General features: G+C 34.2%; 12 protein-coding genes. 8 read left to right on the top strand and 4 right to left on the bottom strand.

All coding sequences use genetic code 11. From position 1 onward, the window contains the following. Positions 1-41 precede the first annotated feature (41 nt). From B0A75_RS06530 to B0A75_RS06500, 7 genes are all read left to right on the top strand, one after another. Positions 42-14498 carry a T9SS type B sorting domain-containing protein gene (locus tag B0A75_RS06530; protein ID WP_165765097.1) on the top strand — a complete coding sequence of 4819 codons (14457 nt, stop codon included), beginning with the start codon at positions 42-44 and terminating at the stop codon, positions 14496-14498. 43 nt (positions 14499-14541) lie between these two features. Next, complete coding sequence (locus B0A75_RS06525; RefSeq protein ID WP_244284352.1) at positions 14542-15516, top strand: PorP/SprF family type IX secretion system membrane protein; 975 nt, start codon at positions 14542-14544, stop codon at positions 15514-15516. Positions 15517-15682: 166 nt separating this feature from the next. Further along, on the top strand, positions 15683-16870 hold the full coding sequence (locus tag B0A75_RS06520) for a phosphoglycerate kinase (RefSeq protein ID WP_089053491.1): 1188 nt from the start codon (positions 15683-15685) through the stop codon (positions 16868-16870). A gap of 110 nt (positions 16871-16980) precedes the next feature. Then, entirely contained in the window at positions 16981-18819 is a 1839-nt protein-coding gene (locus B0A75_RS06515; RefSeq protein WP_089053490.1) for a LysM peptidoglycan-binding domain-containing protein, read from the top strand. A gap of 46 nt (positions 18820-18865) precedes the next feature. After that, positions 18866-19834 (top strand): DUF4837 family protein, encoded by a 969-nt coding sequence (locus B0A75_RS06510; protein WP_089053489.1) that lies wholly within the window; start codon positions 18866-18868, stop codon positions 19832-19834. 171 nt (positions 19835-20005) lie between these two features. Continuing rightward, positions 20006-20647 carry a DUF1579 domain-containing protein gene (locus B0A75_RS06505; protein ID WP_089053488.1) on the top strand — a complete coding sequence of 214 codons (642 nt, stop codon included), beginning with the start codon at positions 20006-20008 and terminating at the stop codon, positions 20645-20647. Between the two features lie 153 nt (positions 20648-20800). After that, positions 20801-21247: a GNAT family N-acetyltransferase gene (locus tag B0A75_RS06500; RefSeq protein ID WP_089053791.1), complete on the top strand. Its 447-nt coding sequence runs from the start codon at positions 20801-20803 to the stop codon at positions 21245-21247. A 126-nt stretch (positions 21248-21373) separates the two neighbouring features. On the opposite strand, the gene B0A75_RS06495 is transcribed toward B0A75_RS06500, so the two are convergent. From B0A75_RS06495 to rnpA, 4 genes are all read right to left on the bottom strand, one after another. Then, entirely contained in the window at positions 21374-22177 is an 804-nt protein-coding gene (locus B0A75_RS06495; RefSeq protein ID WP_089053487.1) for an OmpA family protein, read from the bottom strand. A gap of 3 nt (positions 22178-22180) precedes the next feature. Then, positions 22181-23818 carry a S41 family peptidase gene (locus tag B0A75_RS06490; protein WP_089053486.1) on the bottom strand — a complete coding sequence of 546 codons (1638 nt, stop codon included), beginning with the start codon at positions 23816-23818 and terminating at the stop codon, positions 22181-22183. A gap of 2 nt (positions 23819-23820) precedes the next feature. Continuing rightward, positions 23821-24654: a DUF4349 domain-containing protein gene (locus B0A75_RS06485; RefSeq protein ID WP_089053485.1), complete on the bottom strand. Its 834-nt coding sequence runs from the start codon at positions 24652-24654 to the stop codon at positions 23821-23823. Between the two features lie 79 nt (positions 24655-24733). Continuing rightward, on the bottom strand, positions 24734-25138 hold the full coding sequence (gene rnpA, locus B0A75_RS06480) for a ribonuclease P protein component (RefSeq protein ID WP_089053484.1): 405 nt from the start codon (positions 25136-25138) through the stop codon (positions 24734-24736). 126 nt (positions 25139-25264) lie between these two features. Here rnpA and B0A75_RS06475 point away from each other — a divergent pair, with 126 nt between their 5' ends. Continuing rightward, positions 25265-26011, top strand: a complete 747-nt coding sequence (locus B0A75_RS06475; RefSeq protein WP_089053483.1) for a lysophospholipid acyltransferase family protein — start codon at positions 25265-25267, stop codon at positions 26009-26011. The last annotated feature ends 10 nt before the right edge of the window (positions 26012-26021 follow it).

Genomic DNA, 26021 nt, shown 5'->3' with positions numbered 1-26021 from the left:
CCCTTAAAAAATAAACGTAAAGCAAAAACAAAATGAAGACCATGAAAAAACCTACTATTTTTAAAGCATTAATTGCCGTTATGTTGTTCTTGTTGAGCTTTTCTTCAGATGCTCAGGTAAGAAAAAATTTTAAAACGGAGTATGCAAACAACTTAAATGGCGATATTTTAGTTATTGGAAACAATATCTTAAATAGACATGAAGATAAGGATGGAAACCGTGCAAATGATCCTTTTGATGATACATCTAAGGTAAATGACAATTTCGAAATGAAATACATTAATGTTGATAAACAGGGCACCTTTAATTCAAGCTCTGCAACATTAACAATTCCTCCAGCTAGTAAAGGCTGTTTTGAAATTGAATATGCAGCTCTTTATTGGGCAGGAACCTACCAAGGTACGGATAGAAGTATTATTAATACAGTAAAACTTAAAGTACCAAATGGCACTTATACTCCAATTACGGGTACTGTTATTTATGATGAAGGAGGGCCAGGTGTTGATGAAGTTTATGCATCCAAGCCATATGCTTGCTTTAAAGAAATTACAGACGAGGTTAAAGCAGCAAAAGAAGGAGTTTATACCATTGGTGATATAGTTTGCTCTGAAGGAAAAATTACTCCTGGCGGTAACTCCGGAGGTTGGACACTTTTTGTGGTTTATAAAGATCCATTGCTTCCAAACAGGTTTATTACAAGTTTTAATGGTTTTGGTATTATTAAGAAAAGCGACCCGCCATTAATCCTTCCTATTTCAGGTTTTAGAACGAATCTTTTTGGAGATGTAAATGCTAAATTAGGGTTTAGTGCCTTAGAAGGTGATGCTAGTTTAAAAGGTGACGGTCTTGAAATTAAAGGAGCAAAATCTGCTGAATATGGAAATATTTCTTCACTTGTTAGACCAATTGCTCCTGGAGTACCTGCTTCTGGTCCGTGGTGGAATTATAAACCTGCGATACCGCCAACACCAAACTTTTTTAATAGTACTATAACAGACGGAGATGTTATACTAGCGGGGCGTGTTCCAAATAGTATAAATACATTAGGTTATGATGCTGGTGTTATAAAAATTGATAATAATAAAAACGCCATTATACAAAATGACGAAACAGATGCGAATTTGAGAATAAGCACTTCTTCAGATTCTTATTATCTGTTTTTTAATGCACTATCAGTAGAAATTATTGCGCCAAAAATTGTATTGAAAAAGAATGCACTTGATAAAGATGACAAGAATATTAATGGAAAGCCTGTAACATTAAATCAAGATATTCAATACGAGATTAATTTTAGAAATGAAGGAAATGATGACGCTAAGAACTTTACTATAACGGATGAGCTTCCTAAAAATGTAATTTTTGGTGGTCTTGGCAGTATTACAAAAGATTCTAGAATTGGTGCTACTTATGACGCTACAACAAGAAAACTTATTTTTACAATACCAGATGCAATGGTTGTTGCAAATGGACCGCTTACGCCATATAGTATTAAATTTAGAGTAAAAGTTGTAGACGATTGTAATGAATTGATTGATGCTTGTGCTAACAAAATTGAAAACATAGCATATTCTAAATATTACGGTGTAAAAAATACTTCTCCAAATGGTTTTGGAGAAGGAAGTTATTCTTCAATTTCGGCTTGTAATATTGGAGAACCAACAGCAACAAACTTTTTAGTTGGTATTCAGGATTGTTTATTTAGCCGAGACGTATCACTTTGCGGTACGACAACATTAACAGCTGCTTTGGGGTACACAACTTATGTGTGGAGAGATCCAAAGGGAGTTATTTTTGGAGGAAACAACAGAACCGTAACTATTAATAAACCGGGAAAATATACGGTTAACAATAGTGGAGCTGCAAATTGTGAACCTATTCAGCAAACTTTTAATGTGACAGATTATCTAGCTGGAACCATTAAAAACCCAATCAAAGGAGACAATATAGATCCTGCAACAAATGAGCCTTTCGTTTGTGTTCGAGATCTTAAACCTTTTCCTAAAATATTTTTATGCGGTCTAAATGATACAAGAGAACTCGATACTAAAATTACTGGAGCTACAAGTATTATTTGGCAGGAAACCACTGATATACCAGATAAAACAGTACCAGACAGCTGTCCTAATGAAGCCGCTACTAATTGGAATGAAATAGGACGAGGATCTATTTTTACGGTAAATAAAGCTGGTGTATATAGACTTGTTGTTAATTATGGAAATACCTGCGTTGTTATACATTATTTTAATGTATACCAAAATTTACTTGATCCTAAGGCCGAGAAACAAGATATTATTTGTAATACAAAAGGAAGTATTACAGTTACAAATCCGCCTGAAAACACAGGATATTCTTATAGTCTTGATGGTATAGATTATCAAACATCAAGTATATTTAATGATGTTCCAAAAGGAAGTTATAAAGTTCAAATTAGACAAACGGTATTAATTAATGGAGAAATTTCAAGCTGTCCATTTTTTGTAGACGTAAATGTTGAGGAACTTTTATTAACAACAGATATTAAAGCAACCCATCCAATTTGTACAGGTGATTTAGGAACAATAAATGCCAATATTAATAATGTTCCTGGTCAATATAAATTTGTGCTTAGAAAAAAAGGAAGCACAGTAGAGATTCAAAACACAGGGTTTATCGATGATAACTTTAAACAATTTACAGGAGTTGAACCTGGAGAATATGAAGTTGATATGTCTACAGCTAAAAACGGCTGTTTCCAAACAAAAGAAATAATAGTATTTGATTATCGTTTGACTGCCGAGGCAAAAATTACAAAAGTACTTTCTGCATGTGGTGATGGCGAAATTCAAGTAACAGTTAAAGGAGGAACTCCAAGACCAGGACCACCGCCATATTACATGTATTATGTAAATGGCAATGCTGATTATGTTACCAATCCTAAAATTCCAGTGACCGTAGATAATTTGCCTGCCGATGGAATTTATAAAATTGAAGTGGTTGATGATAAAGGATGTTCCGTAATGACACTTCCAATAACGGTTACAATGGTACCAAAACCAACAATTGACATTAAAACAACTGATGTTAAATGTTATGGGGAAAATATTGGAGAAATTATTATTGGAGTATCACCAGTAGATTCTGGTTATGCGGTATCATATAGTTTAGATGGAGGTGCATACAGTTCGATTTCACCAATTAAAAATTTAGCAGCAGGAAAGCACTCTTTAGTAGTTAAATATATTTATGATGGTGTAGAATGTGTTGATCTACCTAGAGAAATTACAATTTTAGGACCAGATGTAGCTTTAACAGCTTCAGCTGGAGTATCTGAATTAGCAGGCTGTGGACCTGCAGGTGAAGGAGTAATTCGTATAACAAATCCGCAAGGAGGAGTGTTGCCTTATACTTATAGTTTTGATGATCAAAAAACATGGATTACAGATAATTGGGCTTATAAACTTCCAGGAACATACACTGTTTACATAAAAGATAAGAATGGTTGTATTTATCCAATGAAGGATGTTAAAATAGATTTACCTCCAGTGGCTCCAATTATAGAAATTAAAGCTCCATTATCTTTTAATTGTGATGGTACGGCAACAACTACGGTGACTGTAAATAATCCAGATAATGCTAGTTTTGAATATAATTATTATTTGGACGATAGTACAACTCCAAATACAAATGTACCTCCAAATGTGTTTCCAAATGTAACGACAGGAGATCATAAGGTACGTGTTGAGTATAAATTAGTTAGTGTGCCTACTTACAGTAATTTATTGAAGGAAGATTTTGGCAGCGGAGCTGATGCAAAAATAGCTGGTATAAACGGTAATTATTGTTGGGAAAAGCAAGACTACATTACTGATTGTGGTGCAGGTTTATGGCATGATTATCTTTTAAACGATGGAGAATATGTAGTTACAAAAAAAATACTTCCTGATCATACTGCTGATTTTGGATGGACAATTCCTGTAGATCACACCAGTGGTGGAGCTAATACCGAAGGAAGATACTTAGCAGTAAACATTGGAAAAACAGCTGGTGCAGGTGGTATTATATATACAAAGCCAATTGTTGACATTATTCCTGGTCAGGATATTAAAGTTGAATTTTATGCTTTGAATTTGCTGCTTAAAGCAAATCAAAAAGTAAAACCAAACCTAACAGTTGAATTACATAAAAATGGAGTCGTAGTTCCAGGAGCATCTGTAAATACAGCAGATATTCTTCAAAATGAAAGTTGGAACTTTTTAGATAAATTATCAATTAATCCGGGTCCTAATACTGCTCTAGATTTTGTTATTAGATCAAATAGTGATAGAGAAGATGGTAACGATTTAGCGCTTGATGATATTTTGGTATATCAATTGCCAAAATCATGTAAAACGATTGTAGAAATTCCTTTTAATGTACCAACAGGTAAAGCTTTTACTGCCACTGCCACAGCTACTAAAGATGTGTCATGTGCTACAGGCGCCGCTGATGGTGAAATAACGATCACAGCATCTAATTTTGATACTGCAAATGGTTATCAATATTCAATTGATGGTGGTGCAAATTGGGTAACAACTACAGTAACCCCATTAATTGTTGGAGGATTTAATGCTGGTACTTTTGACGTAAGAATGCGATTCGATAGTACTCCAGCGGGATCAGGTTGCGTTGTAACAGCTTCGCCAACTATTAAAGCACCAGATGTGATAGTTGCAGATGCTTCTGTAAAAACAATTGCAAGATGTGATGTAGGTGCTACTATTACGGCAAGTGCCATAGGTGGATCAGGTGCTTATGAATATGAATTAAGATATGCAGCTGGTGGTGTATACAGAATTTTTCAGAAAAATGAAGAGTTTTTAGATGTATTACCAGGAGATTATGAACTATTTGTAAAAGATATTAACGGTTGTATCAGTCCGGCAGGAGATCCTATAAAAGTAGATGCCTCGCCAGTTATAGACGTAGAGTTGGATGTTGCTACAGATTATTGTTATGATGAAGTTAATAAAGCGACTTTAGTTGTAAAAGCAAGTGGCGGAACAGGTGTATTTAGCTATAGTTTAGATAATGATACAGCTCAGACATCTCATATTTTCAAAAATGTTGAACCTGGACTTCATAAAATTATAGTTATAGATGCGGCAGGATGTAAATCTCCAGAGATTTCAATTACAATTGAGCCAGAATTAGTTGTAACCCCTTCAGTTAAAGAACTTGACTGTTCTTCGCCAACGACAAAAGATGCTGTAATTACGGGAACTATAACTGGAGGATACCTTCCGTTTACAATAACTAAAGTATCAGGACCAGCAGGAACATTAGATCAGCCTTCGCCGTTAGCTACAGGTCGAACGTTTACTTTTACAACAAGTAACGCAGGTGATTATGAATTTGAGGTTAAAGATAAAAACGGATGTACGAAACCGTTAAAAGTTAAAATTGATCCAATCACAAATCCTAGCCTTAAAGAGATTAGCAAAACAAATGTTTCTTGCAAAACAAAAAGTGATGGATCTGTTGTATTGTCAGGAGAAAATGGTTCTGGAGGATATAAATTCAGCGATGATGGTACAACGTTTACAAATAATACTGGTATTTTCTTTGGTTTATCAGAAGGTGATCATACGTTTTATGTAAAAGACAGCAAAGGCTGTACAGGTCAAAAAACAGTTACTATTTCAGCTCCGGATGCTTTAGGAGGTTCTGCTTCAATATCAATTCCATATACTTGTGCACATAAGGCAACAATTTCTGCTTCTGCAACTGGTGGAAACGGATCTTTTACATTTGTATTAAAAAATGGTACAACAGTTATAGCATCAAATGATACAGGTTTATTTGAAAATTTAGATATTCCAGGAACTTATAATGTTGATATTACAGATGGAAAAGGATGTCCTCTTACAGTTCCTGCTGGAACTATAGTTGCTTTGACACCGCCTACTGATATGACATTCTCTAACACCGCATTAAAATGTCCGTCAAATACAGTTGATGTAACTATCGAAAGTGTGACTGGAGGTAAAGGTACAATGGCGACATTCCAATACCGTATTTCATTGCCGCTTACTGCACAGACATTATATCAATCAGATCCGAAATTTACAGGTTTAGCACCTGGAAATTATACTTTTGAAGTAAAAGACGAAAATGATTGTACAAAAGAAGTATTATATACTATTGATAAATTACCGTTATTAGGTATCAGCAGCAATGTTGACAGCAATGTAAAATGTCTTGATGATGCAAATGGATCTATAAAATATACTATTTCTGGGTTTGGTAATAACACACCATATTCTTATACTGTTGATGGCGGAACAGCTCAAACGGGATTATTTACACCTGCAACAGGCAGTTCATTTGAAATTTTAGTTTCTGGATTGGCAGCAGGAGAACATGAGATTATTGTTAAAAACGGAAAAACAGATTGCGAGGTTTCAAAAAAAGAAACTGTTAAAGCGCCATCGACAAAATTTGAAATTAATCTTCCAACTCTTTCGCCAGTTACTTGTAAAGAAAATGGAAAAGCCATTATTAATGTAGTAGGCGGATGGGGCGATTATGAATATACAGTAACTCCCGTTGCAGCCCCAAGTACTCCAATTGTAAAAACAAGCAATACTTTTGAGGATTTAGCAGATGGCGATTACAAAGTTGTGGTTAAAGATGCAAACGGGTGTGAGGTTACTCAAGACTTTACGATTGCTGGTAAAACAGCAGTAGTTGCAAGTATTGATGCAACATCAATCTTATGTTATACTGCAGCTGGAGCTACAATAAAAGTAACTCCAAATACACAGACCAATTATGTGTATAATATTATTGGAAAAGCTACTCAAAACCATGGAACTTTTTCAGGACTAAAGCCTGGCAAATACACTATTAGAGTTACAGATACGTCAACAGGATGTTATATCGACCTAGCAGAACAAACTGTTTCGACAGAGTTAACAGCTAGTACAAATTTAATAGACGCTCCTACATGTAAAGTACCAAGTATTAGAATCGATGGTGAAGTTTTAGGAGGAACTCAAGATTATTCTTATACAGTAGAAATTAACGGAGATGAAACTTTAGATCCTACAGTGTATACTTTTACAGGTAATACTTTTACTTATACAAATAACATTGCTACAACGGCGACAACACAAACAACTTACTTGTTTAAATTTAGTGATGCAAAAGGATGTACAACCTCTTCAACAGTAATAGTTGAGCCTAAAACGGATCCGGAGATAACATCAGCCGAACAAGGGAGTATTATTTATTGTCATGGAGACAAAACAGGATCTATTGATGTAGTTATTAATACAGCCAAAGGCAAGGGACCTTATACAATCAATGTAAAACAAACCAGCCCCGTTAGTTTTGATTTCGGTACTCAAACAACCGGTCTTCCAGCGGGTGATTATACCATAACGATTACTGATGATAACGGATGTACAGGTACTTTACCAGCAAAAATTAAAGAACCTCTTAAAATTGAGTACACAGTTGGTGTAGAATACATGAAATGTGATGGTGCAGGGTTCTCTTATGGATCAATTTCAGTAAAAGATTTAATTGGAGGATCAAACGTTGCTAATCCTGGACCACCTGTAGTTCTTGATGGACCATTCACCTATACGTTGACAAACAATGTTGGGCAGCCAACACAAACAGCTCCACATAATATATCTGATGCTAGAGGTGATTACACATTTAATGTTTTAAATTTTGGTATTTATGAATTGACAGTTACAGATGCTAATGATTGCTCTGTTACAAAAGTAATCCCTATGGCTTCTCCACCAGAGGAGATGGATATAAAGATTACAGGAACAAAATCATGTACTACTGCAGAATTATTAGTGTCTGTAAAGCCAGCTGTAGTAGGAGGACCATATCATTTTGCACTTTACCCTATTTTATCTGGTTCAACTCCTCCATACGAGTATGCCAGCAATTTGGGATCATATCAAGATGCTCTTGAAACAGTAGATAAAACAGATCCTAAATATTTACAATCACTTTTTACAGGATTAAATCCTGGTGTTGTCTATTCATTTATTGTTTATGACTTAGCAACAAATTGTTATTATTTTAAACAAGCTGAAGTTCCAACTGAATCAGCATCTACTTTAATTCCTGATGTTAAAGCAAGTAATGTTACTTGTATGGACGCGAAGGATGGTAAAGTTTCGTTCACACTTTCTGGATTTAATCCAGCAACCACAGATGTTAAATATGAAATATTTAATTCTCAAACAAACAAGCCGCTTCCAACTCCAGTTTCTGGAATGGTTACAAAAGCAACAGCTGCAACTGGTTACGATATCCCTGCTTTATTAATTCCAGGAACGTACTATATTTTATTTACAGAGTTTGATAATGTTGGCGGCGTAGATGTATGTATAAATTCATCTAAAACGTTTACAATTTCACAATCACTTACACCTTTAACTTTAACAGTAAATTTACCTAAGAATGATAATTGTAAAGCCGCGAAAGGAGTAATTGAAGCTTTTGGAAAAGGAGGAACAACTATTGATGCAGATCCAGCAAACGGTATCATTGCAGTACCATATTTATATCAAATTTTTGATGATTTAGGACCTGTTGGTTATGATGCAGCAAGTGATACTAAACCAACGGCAGCATCTTTTGAGCTTGCTTTACACACAAGCAACACATTTAATAAGGATAATGGTCATTATATAGTGTATGTTAGGGATGCTTATGGTTGTATTGAATTTAAAGAAGTTAATGTTTTACTTGATCCTGAGCCTGAAATTACAGCAGTAGTAGGAAATCAATGTACTGCAACAGAGGCTGGATTCAGTATTAATGTAAACTTTACTACCGTAGGAATTGGACAACATCAATATAGTTTAGATGGAGGTGCATTTAAACCAATTCCTGCAGCAGCATTTACAATTTCGAACTTATCTTCTGGGATACATAGTGTTGAAATTAAAGATGCCAATGGTTGTGGCAATAAGGTGTCAGGTATTGAAATAGTGGCACCATTGAACATCAATGCTGATTTTACCAAATTACCAGCTTGTAAACTTGCAAATGGAACAATTACTGCAGAGGTAACTGGAGGTACTATATCAAGTAATTTTAAATACACTTTAGTAAACAATACAGTTAGTACTCCAGATGTTGTACAATTAAATGATCCAATATTCTTGAATCAGGCAGCAGGAAATTATACAATTACGGTTGAAGATTTAGGTACAACTTGTAGTAAATCGACAGTTGTTGATCTATTAATTCCAACAGATGTTACGTTTACTTTAAAGAATACACCGCCATATTGTACACCTGGACAAGGTAATGATGCCAATGGTACTGTAGAAGTTGTATTGGCGGCATCTAATGACAATCAACCGTATAAGTTTACCCTTATCAGAACTATCCCAGCGGGTGGTATTCCAGTTGTTCAAGATACTCCACTATTTACTGGTTTAATAGCTGGTACGTATAGTGTAACTGTTAAATCTGATAGAGATTGTGAGTTTACAGATAATACCACACTTATTCCGCCAACGCCAGTTAGCGCTACATTCAAACAATCAAAATTTGAATGTAATGGAGATGATTTAAAAGACAAAGAAATTGAAATCATTCCTTCTGGCGGACAAGGAGGCGGTATAATTACAAACTATAAGTATAGTAACAATGGAACAACCTGGGGAGATGACAACATATTTAAAGTTGTTGATAATCAATTAACTCAAACTGTTAAGTATTATGTCAAAGATACTAATGGATGTATCTATAGCGAAGAGGTAATAATTGCCCCATTCCCTATATTACAAAAAGCTGTCGCAGTTGTAATAAATCCGCCAATGGACTGTCTTAACGATCAGCAAGACATTGAGGTAACTATTACAGGAGGTACAAATACTCCAGCAGCGTTTACTTATCAGGTATATAGAGATGGTGTTCTAATTCCAGGATTAATTCCAGTAACAGGTAATACATTTGTTTATGCTGCTAAAACAGCAGGTCATTTTTATGAATTTGAAATTTTCGATAACAATACTACTTGCAGCATTATGTCTAACGCTGTAGAAGTTCCGGTTTTCGATAAAATCAAAGTGACCGCTAGTGTCTTTACAAATGTAGATTGTAATACAAATATGACTGGACAAATCCAGATTAATATTACAGATTACGCAGGACCTTATACGTATGAGATTTTACAAGGAGGACTTCCGTTAACTCCACCAGTAACAGGAGTAGGAAACAGCAGCGCATCAACTTCTTTTGTAATTCCTGAAAAAGTTTACGCAGGTAAAAATTATACAGTTTCGATTGTAGAAACAGCTTTCCCAAGTTGTCCAGCAGTTTCAAATGAGGTTGAAATTACAGAACCACCAGTATTAAGTGGCTTTAGCGTAAAAAATGAGAATAAAAATTGTTTTAATGGTGGCTCAAGAGTTACTATTGATTTAACCAGTATTTCAGGAGGAAGTGGTGGTAATACCTACGCATTTGTTGAAGATGGTACTTCTCCAGATCTAGCATATGGCCCAGAAAGCGTTAAAGTATTAGATCCAGCAGTTAATACTAAATGGGATGTTTATGTAAAAGACAGCAAAGGCTGTGTTATTAAACAAGATGTTACAATTGCAGAAGATGTGAGTCCTTCAGGACTTTCAGTAAATGCATTCAGTAATTGCCCTAGTCTTACAGGAACCTATACTTTCACTGTAACTGCGACAACTGCAGGCGGTGCTGAGTATAGTATTGGTAACGGTTTTCAGCCTACAGGTACATTTACTGTAGATAAAGCAGGAGAATATATCGTAACTGTAAAAGATAAAAATGGATGTACAAACCCAGTTGAGTTTAAAGTAAATATTTTACAGCCATTAAAACTAATCACCAAGGTTTCAACAGTGCCAACATGTAATACATCTTCAGGTGAAGTTACTTTAAAGGCTTCTGGTGGTACAATTACTCCAAGCTATGAATTTAGTATGGATGGAATTGCATATTTTGAAGATCCTGCAACTCCAGCAGAGTATATATTTAAAGGATTAATACCAGGAGATTATAAATTCTACGTAAGAGATAAATTGACAAATTGCGTTAAAATCGAAGATGTAAAAATTGAAGATGCAACTTTAATAACAGGTTTCAGTTTAAAACCAACAGCAGTTACGTGCTTTAATTCAACAGATGGAACAATAACAGCAATTTTGGAAGCTCCATCAGCTGGAGTTAATGATAATCCTGATTATAAGTATAGTATCGATGGAGGAATAACAAAACAAGATAGTCCAATCTTTACAGGTTTAGCAGCAGGTCCTTACAGAATTACAGTATATTCAGGAAGAGGCTGTTCTGAATTTGCAGATATAACAGTAGGAACACCTGATATTATTAGTGTTCCAGTTCCTGATGTTGTACCATTTATGTGTACTTCAGGTAGTAACGTTAATAATTTTGCTACAATCACAGTAAACGTTGCTAATATTTTAGGAGGTTCAGGTAATTATAAAACATTTGAATTTATTAAAGCAGGAAATCCTATTCCGGTTAAAAAAGGAGGAGAACCATTTTATGTAGTGAACGACTTAAACGGAGGGATCTATACAGTAAATGTTTACGATAGCAAAGGTTGTATGGGAACAGCACCAGCAACTGTAGAAGTTAAACCATTTATAGCTATAGATGCAATAACGGTTGGTGTTACTAAAGCTATTACATGTAATAACCCGCAAGAGATTAAAGTTTCAGTTAGTTATGTAGGAGCGACAGCACCTGCTAATCTACAATATACTTTAGTAGATGTTGATACAGCAGCTGGTACAAGCGGTACCCTGTATCCTAAACAAACAAATACAGACGGTATTTTTATAGGTTTACCAGTAGCAAATTACCTAGTTACAGTAACAAATTTAGATACAGGATGTATGGTTAAAACATATCATTATGTAAACGAACCAAATACATTTAATCTTAAAATTGATAATGTTGTTAACTTAACTTGTTTCAATGACAATAACGGAAGTGTAGATGTTACTTTTATTGATAGAGTAATTACCACAACTCCTCTTAATCCAGACGAAGCTGGGCCATTTGATTATATCGTTACTGATGCAGCGGGAGTAACTGTTAAAAGCGGTAGTACACCAAACGCGGGACCATTTACAATTTCTAATTTGTCAGCTGGTGAATATAAGATTACAGCAACATTAAGAGGAACTCCTTTTTGCAGCGTTTCAAGCTATTTTACAATTAATAGACCAACAGCTGCATTAACTGCGTCTAAAACACAATCTGAAATTACTTGCGTTGCTGGTAACAATGATGGTGTAATTGTAGCATCAGCAACAGGTGGATGGCCGGGTGAATATTTGTACGAACTTAGATTAGGAACATCGGTTGTTAAAAGATATAACGCTTCACCAGTATTTGATAAGTTAACAGCTGGAGATTATACCGTTTATGTAAAAGATGGTTTAGGCTGCGAAAGCTCTGTTAGCGCCAAATTAGATAACCCTAAGCCAATTGATGTGAAGATTAGTGCTACGCCAAAGCTGACTTGTTTTGATAATGAAGACGGAGTAGTAACAATAGATTTAGTTACAGGAGGTTCAGGTAATTATACTTTTACGCTTCATGGAGTATTGACAGACGGTTCTGTGACAGTAGAACAATCACAAGGCGCAAGAAAGTTTACAGGTCTTAAAGCAGGAACATATTATGTAACAGTAAATGATACTTGGACTTGTACAAATGATTCAAACAAAGCAGTTATTGATCAGCCAGATTTAGTAAAAGCAAGATTAGAAATTGTAACTACTGAGACTTGTCGAAAAGCGCCAGTACTTAGACTTACTGCAGTTGGAGGAACTGGGCCATATTATTACAGCGCAGACGGAATTACATATTCTGCGGCATCATTTAATTCATTTGTAGATATTACATTGCCGGTAACAACAGCAAAAGTTCAATACAAATATTTTGTAAAAGACTCTAATGATTGTAAGAGCTATATATCTAATACATCTGAGTTCTCACCAGTTCCTAATTTAGATTTTGAGCATACTAGTGAGATTGATATTAAATGTAAAGGAAGCGCAACAGGATCTATTAAAGTAATTGCAAAAGGAGGTTTAGGAAATTATATTTACACCTTACAAGATGCAGCCGGAGTAGATATTACTCCAGTACCAACGCAGCTTACACCTGGAGTATTTACAAATTTATCTGTTGGAGTTTACAAAGTAAAAGTAACAAGTTCTGATTGCGAATTTTGGTCAACTTCAATTGAAATTACACAACCAAATGAGCCTCTTGTAGCAACAGCAGTACCTACTGGTGTAACTTGTAACGGTTATAATAACGGTAAAATAACAGTAAATGCAAATGGCGGAGTAGGAGTTTACAAATATGCTATTGAACCTGAATTTAGACAGTTCTTCGATAAAAATGTATTCGAAAACTTAAAACCTGGATTCTATGATATTTTAGTTCAGGATGAAAATGAGTGTTATGTATTCCTAAAAGACGTTGAGATAAAAGAGCCAGATCAACTTATTGCTGCTGAAATTGCAGGTTCTATGATTCCAGAAGTTTGTGCTGGTGATAAAGATGGTGCATTTAGTATCGAGATTAAAGGAGGTACAGCACCTTATACAGAAAGTCTTGATAATGAAAAAGGGCCGTACCTTCCAGTGAACGGAAATATCAGGGATTATACTGGTTTAACTGGAGGTAAACACACAGTTTATATTATTGATAGCAGCGGATGTAGTTCTGAAGTCGAAATCAATATGCCATTGCCAGTTGTTCTTGATCCAATTACCGAAGTATCTTACCACTGTGTCGACAATGCGCAAGCTAACATGGTAGTAGTAAAAATTGATGACAGCAATGATATTGCCGATGTTGATTACTCACTTGACGGAACAGGAACTTATCAGCCAAGTAATGTCTTTATGAACATAACGCCAGGAAGACACTTTATTGTGGCTAGACATACAAACGGATGTGAAGTACCAACAGCAAGTTTTGATATCGTTTCATACGAACCTTTAGCATTAACATTAGCCGAAGACAAAGGAGTATGGAACATTATTAAAGCAACTGCTACCGGTGGTGGAGGTGATTACGAATACAGTATCGATGGAGTAAACTTTAGCACTAAAAATGATTTCAAAATTTACAAAACAGGTACTTATACCATAACCGTAAGAGATAAAAACGGCTGTACAGTTTCTCAAGATTACTACATTAAGTATATTGATGTTTGTCTTGATAATTACTTTACACCAAACGGAGACGGCGTTTACGACACTTGGGGACCAGGATGTACTAATATCTATGACAAACTGGAGTTCTCAATATTTGACAGATACGGTCGTATAATTGCTAAATATCACTATGGTCAAAAATGGGATGGTAGATACAACGGTGCTGAATTACCATCAGGTGATTACTGGTATGTTCTTAAACTAAATGACGAGAATGATGCAAGAGAGTTTGTTGGACATTTCACTTTATACAGATAACAAAATAAATGCCCCTATGATGTTGTCTAAAAAAATTATTACAATGAAAAAGTTTATTTTATCCTTAGTACTCATGGCTGTAACAACAAGTTACAGCCAAGAGTTAAACCTACCAGTATTTACCCAGTATTTGGCAGATAACCCTTTTGTAATTTCACCAGCATTTGCAGGAATTGGTGATAATCTTAGAATTCGTGCCAACGGCCTTACACAATGGGTTGGGATTAAAGATGCACCCGATAATCAATCGCTGTATGCCGATTTTAGAATTCTAGACCGTTCAGGAGTTGGTTTAAATGTTTACAATGATAAAAATGGATATACCAGACAAACAGGAGCAAAAGTTTCATTTGCACACCATTTGATTCTTGATTATTATTCCAAACAATATTTGTCTTTTGGACTTTCATACAACTTCAATACATTTAGAATTGATATTGATGAATTTAACAATACAATAGAACATCCAATTTTGGATCCAGCCGTTACAGATAACCGTTATACAACAAATAGCAACTTCGATATTAGTGCGCTATATCGTAACAAAGGATTTTATGTAAGTTTTAATGCCAATAACGTCTTAAAAAAGAACACAGATAAATATCGTGGTGTAGAACCTAGTTTACTTTCAAACTATCAAGTATATACAGGCTTTGTATTTAATGACGGCGAAAATAGACGTATAGAATACGAACCATCAATTTACTATCAGTATTTTGCAAGCGATAAGCGTTCAACAACCGATTTCAACTTTAAGTACAGACGTTATAACCGTTACGAAGATTATTATTGGATTGGAGTTTCATACCGTTTCTTAAACGATCAATTTCCAAAACCACTTTCAGTAGGACCAATGGTAGGTTTCATGAAATCAAAATTCTATTTTGGATACTCCTATCAAGTAATGTTCAATGATTTAGGAAGTTACAATACCGGAACGCATTCAATTACAATTGGTTTTGATTTCTTCTCATCAATCAGTAACTGTCCTTGTACACAAAGTCCAGTACACGATTAATAAGAACCGCAGTAAAAATTTTATAGAATAAAACATTTTTTGTTTTATTTCATAATTTACATCGTTTTCGTTGTTAATCAACAGTTATTTTTGTTTTTTTCGAATTTAAGACAACTGTAAAAGTTCTATATTTGTTTTTCTTTCAAAAAAACTAAAAAATTATCAAATGAAAACTTTAAGCGATTTCGATTTTAAAAATAAAAAGGCAATTATCCGTGTTGATTTTAATGTGCCGTTAGACGAGAATTTTAATGTAACTGATACGACACGTATTGATGCAGCAAAACCAACAATTGATGCTATTTTAGCACAAGGAGGAAGCGTAATTTTAATGTCGCACTTAGGAAGACCAAAAGGAGCAGAAGAAAAATATTCGTTAAAACATATTTTAAAAACAGCTTCTCAAATTTTAGGAGTTGAGGTTAAGTTTGCTGAAAACTGTATTGGAGAACCAGCACAAACAGCAGCTAAAAATTTAAAACCAGGAGAAGTTTTATTGCTTGAAAATTTACGTTTTCATGCTGAAGAAGAAGCTGGAGACGTTGCTTTCGCAAAAGAATTAGCATCTCTTGGAGATATTTATGTAAATGATGCATTTGGTACAGCACATAGAGCTCACGCATCAACAACAATTATTGCACAGTTTTTTCCTAACGAAAAATGTTTTGGAACATTATTGGCAAAAGAAATAGAAAGCTTAAACAAAGTACTTAAAAACAGCGAAAAACCAGTAACAGCAGTTTTAGGAGGTTCAAAAGTTTCTTCTAAAATTACCGTTATCGAAAATATCCTTGACAAAGTAGATCACATGATTATTGGTGGTGGAATGACTTTTACTTTCGTTAAAGCACAAGGCGGTAAAATTGGTGAGTCAATCTGTGAAGATGACAAACTAGATTTAGCACTTGAAATTTTAAGATTAGCAAAAGAGAAAAATGTACAAGTTCACATTCCAGTTGATGTAGTTGCTGCTGATGATTTTTCAAACACAGCAAATACACAAATTGTAGATGTAACAGCAATTCCTGACGGATGGCAAGGACTTGATGCAGGACCAAAATCTTTAGAAAACTTTAAAAAAGTGATTTTAGAGTCAAAAACAATCCTATGGAACGGTCCATTAGGTGTTTTCGAGATGGAAACATTCTCTAAAGGAACTATAGCTTTAGGTGATTATATTGCCGAAGCAACACAAAATGGAGCATTTTCATTAGTTGGAGGCGGTGATTCAGTTGCAGCCGTAAAACAATTCGGTTTTGAAGACAAAATGAGCTATGTTTCTACTGGTGGCGGGGCAATGCTTGAAATGTTAGAGGGAAGAACTTTACCTGGAATCGCTGCGATTTTAGACTAAAATATCACATTTAACATTTTTTTGCATAGTTTTCTTCGTTAAACCATTTATTTTTGCAAAAACGAGGTCTTATAATTATTTGAATTATAAGGGTTTAAAAAAGATGTTATATGATTGTAAAAAAAATCTCACTAGCGGTATCTGTCCTTTTTTCGATGTCGATGTTTGCGCAGGAAACTGCAAAAACCGAATTAGAACTTAAGCCAGTTGTTAAGTTATCATATTTAGATTCAATAAAAAGCACTTTCAAAAAAGATGACATGGCAACTCGTGTTGACAGTCTTTGGATGAATGAGTTAGTAAGTCTAGATATTTATGACGATTTAACAAAAGATATTCAAACCATTAATTCAGATGTTACAGTAGATGAAGAACTGCCAACAGAACTTCTAAAACAGCGTCTGCACGCAATGAATGAAAAATCACCATTTGATATTCAATACAATCAAGGTTTAGAAAATATAATAAAGTCATTTCTTAAGAACCGTAAAAAATCGTTTTCTCGATTAATGGCTTTATCTGAATATTACTTTCCAATTTTTGAGGAAACGTTTGCCAAAGAAAAAATTCCTTTGGAAATTAAATATTTAGCCGTTGTAGAATCTGCTTTAAACCCTAAAGCAGTTTCTAAAATGGGCGCTACCGGACTTTGGCAGTTTATGTATGGAACCGGAAAACAATACGCTTTAAAAATCGATTCTTATGTTGATGAACGAAGCGATGCTCTTAAAGCTACAGCCGCAGCTTCAGATTACATGACCAGAATGTTTAACGTTTTTAACGATTGGGAACTAGTTTTAGCTTCATACAACTCAGGACCAGGAAACGTAACAAAAGCAATTCGTCGTTCTGGCGGTAAAACAAACTATTGGGATATTCGTAACCATCTTCCAAGAGAAACTCAAGGATACGTTCCAGCATTTTACGCTACAATGTACCTTTTCGAATACCATAAAGAGCACGGAATTAATCCAGAAAGAGCAGTCGTTAAAAATTTTGAAACAGATACGATTGCAATAAAAAATCAAATGTCTTTCAAGCAGATTGCCGATTTACTAGATATGCCGCAATCGCAGATTCAGCTCTTAAATCCTTCTTATAAATTAAATGTAGTGCCTTATTATCAAGGAGATCAGCATTTTCTTCGTTTACCAAAGGATAAAATTGCCACTTTCGTTTCAAACGAAGATAAAATATACGCCTACGTTAAATACCAATCTGGATTTAAAACAATGTCGACACAACTAGCAATGAAAGTGGCGCCAAAAGTAAAACCAGCGGTAACTCGAGAAGCCGCAGCAGCATCAAAAGATATTCAGTTTTATAAAGTTAGAAAAGGAGACAACTTAGGAGCAATCGCAGATAAGTACAACGTAAATATTTCTGATCTAAAAAAATGGAATAACCTTAAATCGAATGCAGTTGCATTTGGAAGAACATTAAAAATTAAATCAGAAGCAGAAACAGTTTCTAAAAATATAAAAGAGCCTAAAACTCCGGCAATTATCGAAAGAAATTCAGAAGAAGCTATTGCTGCTGCTGACGACAAAGATAAAAATGCTGTACAAACTCAAGAGTACACCGTTGCAGCTGGAGATAATTTAGGAAACATTGCTAAAAAATTCGGTACGACTATTGCGGACTTAAAAGAACTAAATAATCTGAATTCAAATACAATTGCTTTAGGAAAAACATTAATAGTTTCTAAAACAGTTTCTGAAATAGAAGAACCGGCATCAACTGCAATAGCACTTAATTCTGTTGATTCTTTCAAGAAAAAAGCACCATCTGCAAAAAGTTTGGGTGAAGATTATTACGTAAAAAAAGGAGATTCTTTGTACAGTATTTCTAAAAAATATCCAGGAGTAACAATCTCGGATATTAAAAAATGGAATGGTATTAAAGATGAAGACATTAAACCCGGAATGAAACTTAAAATAAACGGATAATAAAAAATCTTATTTAAATTTGGGTTTTATTTCATAAATTAAGAAAATGAATAAAACCCATTTTTTATTGCTGTTAATCCCATTTTTACTGTTGTCTTGTCTAAAGACTGATAAGCAGTCAGAGCCAATTTCTGGAAAAACGAATACTATTTCTATCATTATCGACGATCAATTGTGGTATGGAGAAGTAGGCGACAGTATTAGAAACAAATTTGCTTCACCAGTTTTGGGCTTAACCCAAGAAGAACCCTTATTTACAATAAATCAATATCCTGCCAGACTTCTTGAAGGTTTTGTAACAGACAGCCGCAGTATAATTGTAGTTAAAAAAGCTGCAGTAGATAAATTCGAAATTACTCGCAGCAAAGCTCTGCCGCATAATACATTTCGCATTTACGGAAAATCGGTTGATGATATTATTTGCAGTATCGAATTAAATTCAGCGCAAATAATAAAAATGATTCGTGATGCCGAAATCCAAAAAATTCAAGATGACAACAGCAAATCACTCTTAAACCCGGCAGTTATAAAAAACAAATTTCATATCGATCTCCAAATTCCAACCGGATATGAATACATGCTGCACAAAAAGAATTTCATTTGGCTTAAAAAAGACATTATAAGCGGCAATACAAGTTTACTTATTTACCAAATACCACTTCACAACTTTAAAATCAAAGGAAATGTTGTTGGTAACATAATCAAAATGAGAGATTCAATTGGTTATTATATCAAAGGACGTGAACCCAATACACGTATGATTACCGGGGAGGCTTATGCACCATATTTCTCAAACACAACTTTAGACCAAAAAGAAGCCTTTGAAACAAAAGGAACCTGGGAGCTCAAAAACGATTTCATGGCAGGACCATTTATCAATTACGCAATCGTCGATCCAGTTTATAATAGAATCTTAGTTATAGAAGGATTCTGTTATTCCCCATCCAATCAAGAACGAGATTTAATGTTAGAACTAGAAGCCATCATAAAATCAGTAAAAATTGATAAACGATAAAAATTTGTTTCAAGTTTTTTAATCAGAAAGTTTTTAATAGTATTCCTTTCGTAAACTGTTTGGCTAAACTGCACAATGTAAAACATGAAACATTGAAACCTTAAACTTAAAACCTCTACAGTTAATATATTTCTTATTTTTGTTTTATAACAAACAATAAAACAAATACTTATGAAAAATTTAACCACAACATTATTACTGGCAGCACTGTGTTTTACCTCTTGTAAAAAAGAAGTAAAAACAGAAGATGCCGAAAAAACAATCAAAGACAGCGTTGCTGTAGAAGAACCAGCTGCAGAACAGCCTTTAGACTCAGCAGCACAAATGAAAGCTTGGGCAGCTTATGCAACTCCAGGAAATGAGCATAAATTAATGGCCGATGAAGTTGGAACTTGGAATTGTGAAATGACTTTTTGGTCAGAACCAAATGGAAAACCTGAAAAAGCCACTTCGACGGCTAATGTAAAAATGATCCTTGGCGGACGTTATCAAGAAGCTATTTATATTGGAACCATGATGGGACAGCCATTTGAAGGCAAAAGCACATTAGCGTATAATAATGCCAGCAAAGAATTCACTAGTACTTTTATCGATAATATGGGAACAGGAATGATGGTAGGATTTGGTAAATACGACGAAAAAACCAAAAGCATGGAGTTAAAAGGCGATATGGTAAATCCGATGAACGGTATTAAAACACCTTACAGAGAAATTTATACTATTGTAGATCCTAAAACTCGAAAAATGGAAATGTTCGATATGAAAAACGGAGAAGAATATAAAAGCATGGAAATTATAATGAAGAAAAAGTAATTTTCTATTTAGGTACAGAGAAACAGAGACACAAAGGTTTATTCTAGCGGATGAAGCTTTGTGTCTTTGTAATTTCTATAAGAAACTTTAGCGCAGCTAAAAAATTATTTAACTTAGCGCCTTCGTGCCCTTGTGGCAAAAAAACAAGGAAGAATGGAATTAAAATGGAAAATAAAGCCTTTTGAGGCACTAAATGTAAACGAGCTATATGATTTGCTCAAATTAAGAAGTGAGATCTTTGTAGTAGAGCAAAACTGCGTTTATTTAGATCTTGATAGCAAAGACAAGAAAGCATTACACCTAATTGGGGAATACGACAATAAAATTGTTGCCTATGTACGTTTATTTGATGCAGGAATTACTTTTGATAATGCTTCAATAGGCCGTGTAGTGGTTGATGCCAATTATCGTGATAGAAAATGGGGACACGATTTAATGCGTGAAGCGATTTCTGCCATAAAAGCAAACTTCAATAAAGAAAAGATTACCATTGGCGCACAATTGTATTTAAAGAAATTTTACGAAAGCCACGGCTTTGTACAATCAAGCGAAATGTATTTAGAAGATGATATTCCGCATATTGAAATGATTAGAGAATAATAAAGATGATACTTTATTGAAAGTAAAAAATTTGGCGATTTTGTGATTTAATCTTGCAAAATCGCCAAGTTCTTTAAGTAGAATTCTTTTATTTTCTATTAAGACAGTAGTTTTTACTTCATTTTATCAAATCTTAGTAATCAAAAACTCAACACGGCGATCATAAGTATCTCCCTTTTTTAAAGGAAATTTATTGCCGCAGCCTTGATAAGTCATTCTGTTTTTAGAGACTTTTTTAGAGCTTAAATAATAAAAAACGGTTTTGGCACGGTTCCAAGACAAACGCCTTTCCTTTGTATCCTTGTCAATTCCGTCACTATATATTTCGGGAGTACAACAAACATGACCTCTAATTTCAAACTGTATGTTTTTTTGCTTTTGCAAAAGGATCGCAATTTTGTCTAATTCCTTTTTAGAATTATTAGTAAGTTTTGCACTTCCAAGATCAAAGAGAATATTGTCTAAATAAATCCTGTCACCAACCTTTAATTTATCTTTAAACGAAGAATAAACGCCTTTTCCAAAACTATTGCGTTTAACAACAATTAAATCAACCCGTCGATTTCTAGATCTCGTTTCGTACAAATTTTCGACCGTATCTGGTCGAAGCACCACACGGCCCTTTCCTTCTAAAACAACAATTTTAGTTTGATTAAATCCAGAAGCAAGCAGTAAGTCTTGAATTGTATTTACCCTGTCATGAGACAGTCGAAAATTATAATCATCGCTGCCTCGATCATCGCAGTAGCCGTAAATTTGTATAGATTCAACTTTAGAGGTATCTATTGTTTTAATAAAATTCTTTACAACTTCAATCTGCTGGCTGGTAAGATCAAATTTATCGAAATCAAAATAAACAGTTTCAATAGGTTTTTGCTGTGCCGATACATTGTAAATTAAAAACAGAAATAGGGCTCTATAAAGTTTCATTCATTACATTTTTAGAATCGTTTTATATTCGGTTTGATTATTTAATACGTTAACAGCTTTTTTTATCTCCGAATTATTTTTGATGTAAAATTGATATAAACCTTCCTGATATTGGTATCTTTTTATAAGTTCTTCCTGAATTAGATTTTTAATTTCTTTTTGATTTTTATCCAATAAAGTATTTTCGCTTTTCTCCAAAGCAGCTATTAATTGTTGGTATTCAGGAGCAATTGTTTCGTCAATTTTTTCATTTTTAGCAGCCGCCAAAGTATTTTTAAGCGCAATTTCAGTTTCAGTATCAAAACTAATTTTGTTCGATTTTAAATATTGTTTAAAACTGCCGTAATCAGCATCAGTAATTACAGGAATTTTGTCCCCTAAATTTGGATTCTTGTAATAGTATGACGTTGCATAATCAAAAATTCCATCATTTTTTAGAAGAGCAGTCGTAATCGGACTCATTTTTGTCTCGTCTAATTCAATATCCGGTAAAACTCCGCCGCCGTCATAAACCGTTCTTCCTTTTCTTGTTTTAAAAGCATTAAAATTTTTAGCATCCGTTTTTTGCGCTACGCCATTTTTGTCTTTATGCGCATAATCCAAAGCCTGAATGCATCTTCCAGACGGAGTGTAATATCTAGAAATAGTCACTTTTAACTGCGTTCCGTAAGTAAGATCTACAGAGCGCTGCACTAAACCTTTACCAAAACTGCGGCTTCCTAAAATAACAGCACGATCTAAATCCTGCAAAGCTCCAGAAACAATTTCAGAAGCCGAAGCACTGCGTCCGTTTACCAAAATAGCCAAAGGAATTTCAGTATCAACAGGTTCTTTGGTCGTTTTATAAGTATTATTGTGTTTTTCAATTCTCGATTTAGTAGTTACAATAACTTCATTTTTAGGAACAAACAAATTACAAATATCAATAGCTTCGTTCAGCAAACCTCCGGGATTTCCTCTTAAATCAAGAACAATTTGTGTTGCCCCATCCGCTTTTAACTTCTCCAGCGCCTCTTTAACTTCTGCAGAAGCTTTTCGGCTAAAGTGAGACAGCACTATATAACCCGTTTTGCTGTCAATCTTGCCATAAAAAGGAACCGATTTAATATCGACTTCGTCTAGAACTAATTCAGTAGTAAACATTTTTCCCTGACGAAGGTATTTTATAGCTATTTTGGTGTTTTTTGCCCCTTTTAAAAGCTGCGAAGCATCATCTTTAAAATCAGCAATTAAAACATCGCCAATTTGTATAATTTCGTCACCCGCTTTCAATCCTGCTTTATCAGCGGGATAATTTTTATAAGGCTCTCGAACAATTAAGCGGTCTTTTTTACGCGCTATCATAGCACCAATTCCAGTATATTCCCCAGTATTATTAATTTTAAAATTAACAACATCCTGTTCGTTAAAGTAAACCGTGTAAGGATCTAAACTTCCAAGCATACTTTTAATGGCTTTATCCATCAAATCACCCGGATTCGTTTCATCTACATAATTAGTGTTAACCGCTTTAAAAAGAGTCGTAAAAATTTCTATTTGCTTGGCAATTTCAAAGAAATCTTCTTTAAAACTGGTTCCAACAAATAAAAATCCTGCCGCAACAGCTGGTATGATAAATTTCTTTTTGAAATAAGGATACATGATTATTGTTTTTTTCTTTTAAATCTTCTTCTAATAAAATAAACCGCAGCACAAACCATCAACACAAATGGCCATACACTTAAAAGCCAAATGAAAAAACTCGACAAGCCAAAAAATCCAGATTTAAATGCCGTCCAGATTTTAGAACCGTATGATGTTTTAACGCCTTCTTGTTCTGCGATTGTTTTGTAAAATTCAATTGTGAAAGTGCTCTCAGAAACTCGGCTTTCTAAATATTTTAGCTGTCCTTGTTTCGCTTCAATTTCTTCACGAATGGCTGAAATTTGCTTTTCAATTTCTAAAATCTCACTAATCTTAGTCGCTTTTTGCAGAATTTGAAGATAACGTTCCTCCAGTTTTTGTTTTGTTTTTAATCGCGAATTCAGATCAATATATTGTTCTGTAACATCTTCTGCTGAAATATCCTTGCGTTCAAAATACGAAACGCCTTTTGAGACCGAACTTAAAAAAGGATCAAAATTTTGACTTGGAACTTTTACCGTTAAATTTCTAAAAATACTATTGTAATCTTTTCCTTCAGAATCACTTAGAATAGTTCCTTTATTAGCCGTTATAGCCGTTTTGATTTGATCGAAAGTTTTTTCTAAATCATTAGTTTCAAATCGAAGCGAAGCTTGTTTGATAATTTTCTGCGGAATTTCGGGTGAAGCTAAATTTGAAACTTTGTCTTTTGCTTCAGATTCACTTGCACCTGCTGGCGGCGGCGGTGACGACATTTCTACACTGCTTACAGCAAGATCTTCAGGATGCGAATTAGTTTTATTGCAGCCAGAAAGAACTAAAAAACAACATGTTAAAAAGAAAATAGATCGCATAAAGTTTCAATTTAGAGCTAAAACTACAATTTTTTTATAATTTTTTGTCTAAATTAAGATACAAAATGAGTTTTGAGGTCTACAACTCTGTATTATTTTCAGATTCCTGAGTTTTCTTAATTTGAAGTATGAATTTTTCAAACAATTGAATCGTTTTTGTGTTGATTTCTTCAAACGATAATCGGTCTTTTGTTTGATAAAAAAACATGAAAGAATAAGGCTGATCCAGATTATCTAAAAGTAAATGTTTGTTTAAACGATAAGTTTCTCTTAACACCCTTTTGAAATAATTTCGATCAACCGCTTTTTTAAAATATTTTTTAGATACCGAAACTCCAATTTTTGTTTTTTCCTCTGAATTTTCTCCCACTGGACAATAAACCAAACGAAGCGGGTATTTTGAAACCGATTTTCCTTCAGAAAACAGTAAACCAATTGTCGTTTTGCTCTTTAAGCGTTCATTTTTAGGGTAAGTAAAGTTCATTTAATTCAGAAAAAATTTGCAAATTTTGGTACAAAGGTACAATTAAAGCATAAAAATGGTTATTGTTTTTAATTTTTATACCGCTAAAAATATATTTATTACTTTTGGCCTTTAATTTTTAGAAGCATGCAAAAGGTAATTTCGTATCCTATATCTGTAATTTATTATTTATGTTTTGGATTATGCTTAGCGGTTTTTCATCCGATACAATGGGTTTGTTTAAACCTTTTTGGTTATCAGGCGCATAAAAAAAGCGTTGATTACTTGAACTTTTGCCTTTTAAAATGTACAAATCTAGTTGGAACAACCTATAAAATTGAAGGTGTAGATACAATTCCTAAAGGAGTACCGCTTATTTTCGTTTCAAATCATCAAAGTATGTACGATATCGTGACAATGATTTGGTACTTTAGACGTTTTCATTGTAAATTTGTAAGTAAGAAGGAGTTAGGAAGCGGAATCCCGAGTGTATCTTTTAATTTACGTCACGGAGGATCTGTACTAATTGACCGTAAAGACCCTAAACAAGCGATTCCAGTAATCAAAGGCTTGTCTGAATATATCGAAAAAAACACTAGATCTGCTGTGATTTTTCCAGAAGGAACCCGCAGCAAAACTGGAAAACCAAAAGAATTTGCCCAAAGCGGTTTAAAAATTCTATGTAAATATGCGCCTTCAGCGTATGTTGTGCCAGTAAGTATTAACAATTCATGGAAAATGGTGCGTTATGGAATGTTTCCTGTTGGTTTAGGAAATCGCCTTACCTTTACAGTGCATAAAGCAATGGCTGTAAAAGAGTATGATTTTGCAGAACTAATGGCTTTGACAGAAAAGGAAGTTGTAGAAGGAGTAAACGAGTATAAACAGATTTAATTTTAGTAAA

It is taken from the genome of Flavobacterium oncorhynchi (genome assembly GCF_002217355.1).
In the GTDB taxonomy this organism is placed as follows: Bacteria; Bacteroidota; Bacteroidia; order Flavobacteriales; family Flavobacteriaceae; genus Flavobacterium; species Flavobacterium oncorhynchi.
This window is presented reverse-complemented; position numbering and strand designations above follow the sequence as displayed.